7 protein-coding genes are annotated in these 7511 nt (G+C 67.6%); 5 read left to right on the plus strand and 2 right to left on the minus strand.

Annotated elements, in window-relative coordinates:
• Positions 1-94 precede the first annotated feature (94 nt).
• Complete coding sequence (locus tag P1V51_25235) at positions 95-451, plus strand: hypothetical protein (GenBank protein ID MDF1566360.1); 357 nt, start codon at positions 95-97, stop codon at positions 449-451.
• A 3-nt stretch (positions 452-454) separates the two neighbouring features.
• On the opposite strand, the gene P1V51_25240 is transcribed toward P1V51_25235, so the two are convergent.
• Together P1V51_25240 and P1V51_25245 are read right to left on the minus strand one after the other, a co-directional pair.
• A complete protein-coding gene (locus P1V51_25240; GenBank protein ID MDF1566361.1) occupies positions 455-1069 on the minus strand; it encodes a hypothetical protein in 615 nt (204 codons plus the stop codon).
• 56 nt (positions 1070-1125) lie between these two features.
• Positions 1126-2787 carry a sigma-54-dependent Fis family transcriptional regulator gene (locus P1V51_25245; protein MDF1566362.1) on the minus strand — a complete coding sequence of 554 codons (1662 nt, stop codon included), beginning with the start codon at positions 2785-2787 and terminating at the stop codon, positions 1126-1128.
• 267 nt (positions 2788-3054) lie between these two features.
• On the opposite strand from P1V51_25245, the gene P1V51_25250 reads away from it, so the two are divergent.
• Genes P1V51_25250 through P1V51_25265 form a run of 4 tightly spaced genes read left to right on the plus strand, consistent with a single transcriptional unit; the run spans position 3055 to position 7197 of the window.
• Entirely contained in the window at positions 3055-3798 is a 744-nt protein-coding gene (locus tag P1V51_25250) for a hypothetical protein (GenBank protein ID MDF1566363.1), read from the plus strand.
• A gap of 50 nt (positions 3799-3848) precedes the next feature.
• Positions 3849-5513 (plus strand): radical SAM protein, encoded by a 1665-nt coding sequence (locus tag P1V51_25255; protein ID MDF1566364.1) that lies wholly within the window; start codon positions 3849-3851, stop codon positions 5511-5513.
• Positions 5510-6235 carry a hypothetical protein gene (locus tag P1V51_25260; protein ID MDF1566365.1) on the plus strand — a complete coding sequence of 242 codons (726 nt, stop codon included), beginning with the start codon at positions 5510-5512 and terminating at the stop codon, positions 6233-6235. The genes P1V51_25255 and P1V51_25260 overlap by 4 nt, the downstream gene beginning before the upstream one ends.
• A 53-nt stretch (positions 6236-6288) precedes the next feature.
• The gene (locus P1V51_25265; protein MDF1566366.1) at positions 6289-7197 is read left to right on the plus strand and encodes a GGDEF domain-containing protein; all 909 of its coding nucleotides are present in this window, start codon (positions 6289-6291) and stop codon (positions 7195-7197) included.
• Positions 7198-7511 lie beyond the last annotated feature (314 nt).

Genomic DNA, 7511 nt, shown 5'->3' on the forward strand with positions numbered 1-7511 from the left:
GAAGGTCGCCGCCTGATCAAACTTTTTGATCCACGACATTTGACAATATCTCGACCACGAGACCGGCGGCGGCAACGGCCTCGACCTCGACGCGGTGGCCGTCTTCGACGCGACGATGACCCTGCGGGGCTACGCCGACCAGTGGGGCGAGGTGGCCTTCGGTCCGGGCCAGGACGGGGCCTGCTCCGACGCCAACGCGGCTCTCGGGGTCGAGGACGGCAGCGCCGTCTGCCTCGGGGGAGAGGGCGGCTACCTGATCGTCTCCTTCGCCGGCGTCGACTGCATCGCCGAGGGTGATCTCATCCAGACCTTCGAGCTGGGCACCGAGGCCGAGCCCTACGATCTCCTGGTCGGGCCCACGGCGAGCGCCACCGACGTGAACTGGGTCGCCTGCGCCAGCGGCGCCTCCGGCCCGACCCAGTGCACGGTCCCCGCCCTGCCGCAGCTCTAGCCCTCAGGGGAGAGGGAAGCGGACCCACACCCCCGGCTGGCGAACGGTGGGGTTGATCACGATGGTGACGACGCCGAAGGTCGTCAGGGCGCCGCCCGCCGCCAGCGTGATGCCCCCCGCCAGGGTCATGCCGTCGAGGTCCTTGGCGAGGCCGATCGGCAGGAGCGCGGCGCCGGTGATGAAGGCCATGCCGCCGAGGGTGGTGGCGACGATCCCGAGGGGCACCGCGGGCCCCGCCGCGTCGTAGCGGCCGAGCGCGAAGCGGTAGACCATCGGGGTCTCGCCGACCTCGACCTCGCTGGTCTCGAGGCGGTAGGAGCGTCCGCGGCTCCGGAAGCCGAAGACGTAGTGCCCGTATGGCAGATCGAAGAAGCAGGGCGACTCGCACATCACGCCGGTCGCGACGTAGCGGCCCGACTGCCGCTCGACCTGGAGCACCCTCGTGGGGCCGTCCGCCACGTCCACGACGACCCGGCCGTGACCCTCCGCCAGGGGCGGGGTCTCCGAGAGCGGTGGTGCGATCTCCACCGGCAGGGGCGGCGCCGGGAGGATGTGCGTGCAGCCCCCCGAGAGCAGACCGACCATCACCACCAGACAACCGGCGAAGCGGGTTCCCATGGCGATCGAGCCTAGAGGAGCAGACGCCACGAGAAAAGGAAAAGGCCCCGCGCCCCCTAGCGCGAACGACCCCGGTCACTCCGGGGGCGCGCGACGTGGCCGTACTTCTTCAACCTGCGGTAGAGCGTGGCCGAACCGATTCCGAGCTGCCGGGCTGTCTGTGCCTGGTTCCCACCGTTCAGCTCGAGCACCGCGAGGATGTAGTCCTTCTCGACCTCGGCCAGCGGCTGGACCGCCTCCTCGCTGGCCACCGGCCGGGGAAAGGCTCGGCGGATCTCCTCCGAGAGGTCCTCGAGCTGCACGCGGCTGCCCCGCGCGAGCGCCACCGCGCGCTCCATCGCGTTCTCCAGCTCTCGCACGTTGCCTGGCCAATCGTAGCGCAGGAGCTGATCGGCCGAGGTCGGATCGAGGCCGGTGATCTTCCGGCCCATTCTGGAGGCCGCGTGGGCAAGCAGCAGCCGGGCCAGCGGCAGGATGTCGTCGCGACGCTCGCGAAGCGAGGGGACCCGCAGCTCGACCACCTTGAGGCGGTAGTAGAGATCCTGTCGGAACTCGTTCTCGGCCACCTGGTAGGCCAGATCCCGGTTCGTGGCGGCGATGATACGGACGTCCACCTTCCGGCTCCTGTTCTCTCCCACGCGGCGGATCTCCCTCTCCTGGAGAACACGCAGCAGCTTGACCTGCATGCCGGCCGAGACTTCCCCCACCTCGTCCAGCAGCAGGGTCCCGTGGTTGGCGGCCTCGAACAGCCCGGGGCGATCCGAAGCCGCCCCGGTGAACGCACCTCGCGCGTGGCCGAAGAGCTCGCTCTCCAGCAAGGTCTCGGTGATGGCGCCGCAGTTGATCGCCACGAAGGGTCCTGCCGAGCGGGCCGACTCGTCGTGAACGAGCCGCGCGACTCTCTCCTTGCCCGCGCCGCTCTCTCCCGTGATGAGGACCGTGGCGTCGACCTTCGCCACGCGGCGCGCCAGGTCCACGACCTGCTTCATGCTCTGGCTCATCGCGACGATTCCCGCTGGCGCCTCCACATCACGCCCCACGCTGACCAGGGCCCGGCGGTGCGAGCGCAGCTTGGTCTCGGCAGCCCGGAGGGTCTCGGTGACCCTGCTCAGAGAGATGTCGAGGGTCTCCGCCAGGCGCGCCCCATCGAAGAACGCCAGCGCCTCCGCGTGTTCATCGCCCCACTCCTCGCGGGTCCGCCCCAGGATGTGACAGGCCGCGTGCCCCTGTCCCAGACATCGCTCCTCCAGGACGTAGATCTCCTCGCCGGCAGCCTGACTGCCGTAGCCGCTCAGCAGACCGCAGATCGTCCAGCACACGGCCGAGTCCGAGCGCCCGAAGTGCAGTAGATGCTGCTCGGCCTCGTAGGACGCGAGCAGGACTGCTCCCTTCGTGCCGAGCGGATCGTCGATGCCCGGCTGAGCGCAGAAGAGACCCTCGAGCGCATAGAGGTGTGGCCCGGCTCGCCGCCACTCGTCGTCGCTGGACCACTTGATGCCCCTCTTCATCGCCTCGGCCATGCGCCAGCCGTGCGCGAAACCGAACTGCGTGAGCACCGCCCTGGCGGCGGTGAGGCCGAAGTTCTCGACGAGGTACTTCCGGTGGAGCCCCATCGCCACTGCATCGAGCAGGAGGGCACGTTGCCCGGCGAACCGGATGGTCCCCCCATCCGGATCGAGTTCCAGGAGCTCCTGGTGATTGAGATCCTCGACACGCATGGGTGACCCCTTCAGATTGACTGCATTGTATTCCACTTTGATTGCCACCGTAACTACCGCCCCTCATCAGCGGTCCACAGGAGGCAATCGGGGCACCCTCTGCGCGGCATGCGACTTGCTTGATCCAGAGGCAAGATGAGCCGCCGCCGTATCAAGAACAACGCCCCGGGACCCCCGACCGCCGGACACGAGATCCGGCCGGCATCCTCGAGGGCGGATCGAGACGAGCCGACGCCACCCCAGCACGACGTTCAGCTGATCGTCGCGATGGCCGAGACCTGCAGAGACGAGATCCAGGCGTGGAGCGGACCCCAGCCCGACCTTCCCCCCTCGCTCGGTCTGCACCACCTCGTCTGGATGTGTCGCGAGATCGAGATCCACGCAGGCACCTGGCCGCTGGCCAGGCTCCACCGCTGGTTCGGGTTCATCCAGGCCGGAATGATCGCCAACTACCTGCTCGGCCTCGAGGGGGCCAAGCGACAGTTCGACACCACCAAGAACTCCCACCCTGCCGGAGCCCGGGGAGCGGACGCTCGGGACCCCGACCTTCCGCTCACCCTGGGTGAGGCCTGGCAGCAGCTGGTCCTGCTGTCGGAGAAGGAACCGTTTTTCCCACAAGGACGAGCAATGAACCGAGAACTCGAGAAGAGCGAGGCGGAGCCACTCCACGACAGCGTTCCGCTCATCCTCGCGATGGCCGAGTACTGCAGAGACACCATCGATGGCTGGGACTCGCCCCGGCCCGATCTGCCGACCTCGCTCGCTCTGGAACATCTCGACTGGATGTGCGGCCAGATAAAGAACCATTCGGGAACCTGGCCTCTGGCCAAGCTTCATCGCTGGATCGGCTTCATTCAGGCCGGAATGGTCGCCAACGGGCTGGTCCGCCTCGAGGGTGTGAAGCGGATGTTCGACAGGGCCAAGCTGGCCCACCCGGCCCTCGATCAGGACCTGCTCGATCACCTGGATGGGGAAAGCCCCTTCGAGCTGGACATCGGTGGCAGCGGCTAGCCGGCAGGGGCTCACGAGATGGGAATCCCTTACCCACGTGGAGCTCGACCATGAACGCTCTGCTCGTCTATCCGCGCTTCCCGGTCACCTACTGGGGGTTCCAGCGCGCGCTGCGCCTCATCGGCAAGCGGGCGTCCCTGCCGCCGCTCGGCCTGATCACCCTCGCGGCCCTTCTGCCCGGTGACTGGAACCTTCGTCTGGTGGACCTCAACGTGCGGGCGCTCGACGACGACGCACTTCGATGGGCCGACGTCGTACTGACGGGGGGCCTCCTCATTCAGGTCGACTCCCTCCAGGAGACGATCACCCGGGCCAGGGCCCACGGTGTTCCGGTGGTCGTCGGAGGCCCGGCTCCGACCACGAGCCCCGACCTCTTCCCCGAGGCGGACGTCGTCTTCCAGGGTGAGGCGGAGGGCAGGGTCGCCGAGCTGGTCCTCTCGCTGACCCGGATCGGCCGGGGCCGCCAGGTGCTCGAGGCGACCTCGAGCCACCCAGACCTGACGACCGTGCCGGTGCCACGCTTCGACCTGCTCGAGCTCTCGGACTACGCCTCGCTGAGCTTGCAGTACTCACGAGGCTGCCCGTTCCGATGCGAGTTCTGCGACATCATCGAGATCTTCGGCCGCAAGCCGCGGGTCAAGAACCCGGCACAGGTCATCGAGGAGCTCGAGGCAGTCCATCGGCTGGGCTACCGGGGAACGCTCTTCCTCGTCGATGACAACTTCATCGGCAACAAGACGACCGTCAAGCGACTGCTGCCGATCGTGCGGGACTGGCAGCGCGCGCACGGTCATCCCTTCGACTTCTATACCGAGGCGAGCGTCGACCTGGCGACCGATCCGCCGCTCCTGAAGGACATGGTCGATGCAGGCTTCTCGTCGGTGTTCGTCGGGATCGAGACGCCCTCGGCCAGCGCACTCGAGGCGGCGAAGAAGTTCCAGAACCTCCGGATCGACCCGTCGGTGGCCATCGACCGGATCACGAGGGCCGGTATCGAGGTCATGGGCGGCTTCATCGTGGGCTTCGACACCGATGATCAGGAGATCTTCGCCGAGCAGCGCGAGTTCCTCGGTCGCCAGCCGGTCCCCCTCGCCATGGCGGGGATCCTCACGGCCCTGCCCGGCACCGCCCTCTGGCGCCGCCTCCGGACCGAGGGACGACTGCGGCAGCGCTCGAACGGGGATCCCTTCTCCCGACCGAACTTCGCGCCCACGATGAGCGAGGAGGCGCTCCTGCTCGGCTACTCGGAGCTCATGGGGTGGCTTTACTCCCCCGACGAGTACTACCGCCGCTGCGAGGCCTACCTGCGGCGCGTGGGCTCCACCCCGAACACCCGGACGTCCACTCCCGGCGAGGTCGCTTCCTTTCTGCGGGCGATCTGGCACATCGGCATCCGGAGCCCGCGTCGCCGTCTCTTCTGGCGGCTGCTCGGGCATGCGCTCCCGCGGGGGCAGAGCAGACTGCGCCAGGCCGTCGTCCACGCGGTACAGGGCGAACACCTCATCGACTACACGCTCGTGCACGTCCTGCCCCGGATGGAGAGCGCGCTCGCCGAGGTCCGCGCCGAGAGCGGGGTCACCCGGTCGCCGCCACGACGGCGGGCCTCGAGCACACCGGACCGATGGTGGTGGCCGGCTCGCAGACCATCGTTGTCGGCCGTCCTCCAGGGGGCGAGGCGCCGGCGACTCGGGCTCGCGAGAGAGGCCGGCGCATGATCGAGCTCCTCCGCCACGAACAGCGACAGCACCTCCACCATGAGCAGCATGACGTCTGGCACTCCCTGTTTCCAGGCTGCTTCAGCGATCCCTCCGGCACCGGCTTCGGCTTCCTGCTGGCCTTCGACGAGCTGCTGCTCCGGCCGGGCGCCAGCACGGAGTTCCGTTGCGGAAGCGACACCGAGGTCGTCGCGTACGTGTACGAGGGGGCTCTCTCGCAGAAGGACTCACGAGGCAGCTCGGGCGTCCTGCACGCTGGCGGGTTTCAACGCACCTCCACCGGCTTCCGTCTCCGTCAGAGCATCACGGACGTCTCGCGGCACCAAGGTGTCCACCTCTTCCGGATGATCTTCCGCTCGGCACAAGCGGAGCTGGAGCCCAACCACGAGCAGCGCTGCTTCACGGAGGCGCAGCGCCGAAACCTGCTCTGCGCCGTCGCCTCTCCCGACGAGCGAAGGGACTCCCTGCGAATCCACCAGGACGCGCTCGTCTACTCCGCGGTTCTCGACTCCGGACTTCACATCGTTCACGAGCTCGCGCCGGACCGGACCGCCTGGCTCCACACGGTGTCCGGCCAGGCCACCCTCGACGACATCACCTTGACGCGTGGTGACAGCGTCTCGGTCACCGACGAGCGCGCCGTCTCGTTCACCGCTCGGGAGGACGCCGAGTTCCTGCTGATCGACATGGGACCGACCTTCCTGCGTCCCTGGGAGAAATAGCATCTCTTGCAGCTTTCTCGAGGCCGGAGGCCACGACTTCCTGCTGTACGACCATGGGTGAAGAGCACAAGGACACGAAGGACACAGCGCTGGCCGAGAGTGGCGGTGACCGCCTGCGGCGCTCCGTCTCGACCGAGGCCATGAGCGTGGAGCTGGTCTCCGCGTTCGCCGGAGACCGCGTCATGACCGGCGACGAGCGAGCCAGGATCGACGAGCAGATCGAGGAGCGCGGCGGCGTCTTCTTCTCCGACCTCTTCTACACCATCTCCCATCACTACTTCGCTCCCGATGTCGCCGAGTCGCTCTGGGGTGAGGTCACCAAGCACAAGCTCGCGATGACGAAGGCGCTCGGCAGGAACGTCCGCATCACCGTCGCGACGCTGGACTACCTCTCGAACATCACCGGGCAGATCGAATCCCTGACCCTGATCTCGGAGACCCACGCGGCCGAGATCACGGCCCTCTCCATGCGAGACGGGATGACCGGCCTCTACAACCACTCGAGCTGCTACGAGCTGCTGGAGCTGGAGTTCAGGAACCACCGGCGATACGGCGCGGGCCTGTCCTTGTTCCTGGTGGACATCGATGACTTCAAGCTCGTCAACGATCGTCACGGCCACCAGGAAGGCGATCGGGTGATCATCCAGCTGGCCAGGACCATGACCGAGCAGGTGAGAGACTCCGACATCTGCTGCCGCCTGGGTGGAGAGGAGTTCGTCGCGATCCTCCCCTTCACCAGCCGGCCCGAGATCGCGCTCGAGATCGCCGAGCGAGTCAGAGAGAAGGTCATGACCATCCGTTGCGGCGGCGAGGCCGTCACCATCAGCGCTGGCATCGCGGTCTGCGACCAGCAGGTCCGTTCCTCCCGAGAGCTCCTCGAGAACGCAGATCGAGCCCTCTATTCGGCGAAGAGGAGAGGCAAGAACCGGGTCGTCCTCGATGAGGCCCCGCCGGCGCGGTAGACCTCCCAATAGCGAGCAACCCCCGAAAACAGACGGCCCAGCCCCCCGGTATCACCGGTTCGCTGGGCCGTACGTCTTGGCTCCCTGAACGCCGGAAGGTGGTGAGGTCTTCCGGCCTTCGTTTCTGGATGGTTGGGCGCCTGCGGTAGTCCGGAGGTGTCCGGATCTCAGTCCTCCGACTCTGAGCCACCACCAGGCTCCTGCCACCCCTCCAGCCGCTTCGCGTCCTCCAGCGCTTCCTCGAAGTGCCGCTCGGCGGCCGAGGGAAGCTCTCGCCTTCGATCCGCGAAACGCTCGTACTCCTCTCCAGCGCG

Source organism: Deltaproteobacteria bacterium (genome assembly GCA_029210625.1).
In the GTDB taxonomy this organism is placed as follows: domain Bacteria; phylum Myxococcota; class Myxococcia; order SLRQ01; family SLRQ01; genus JARGFU01.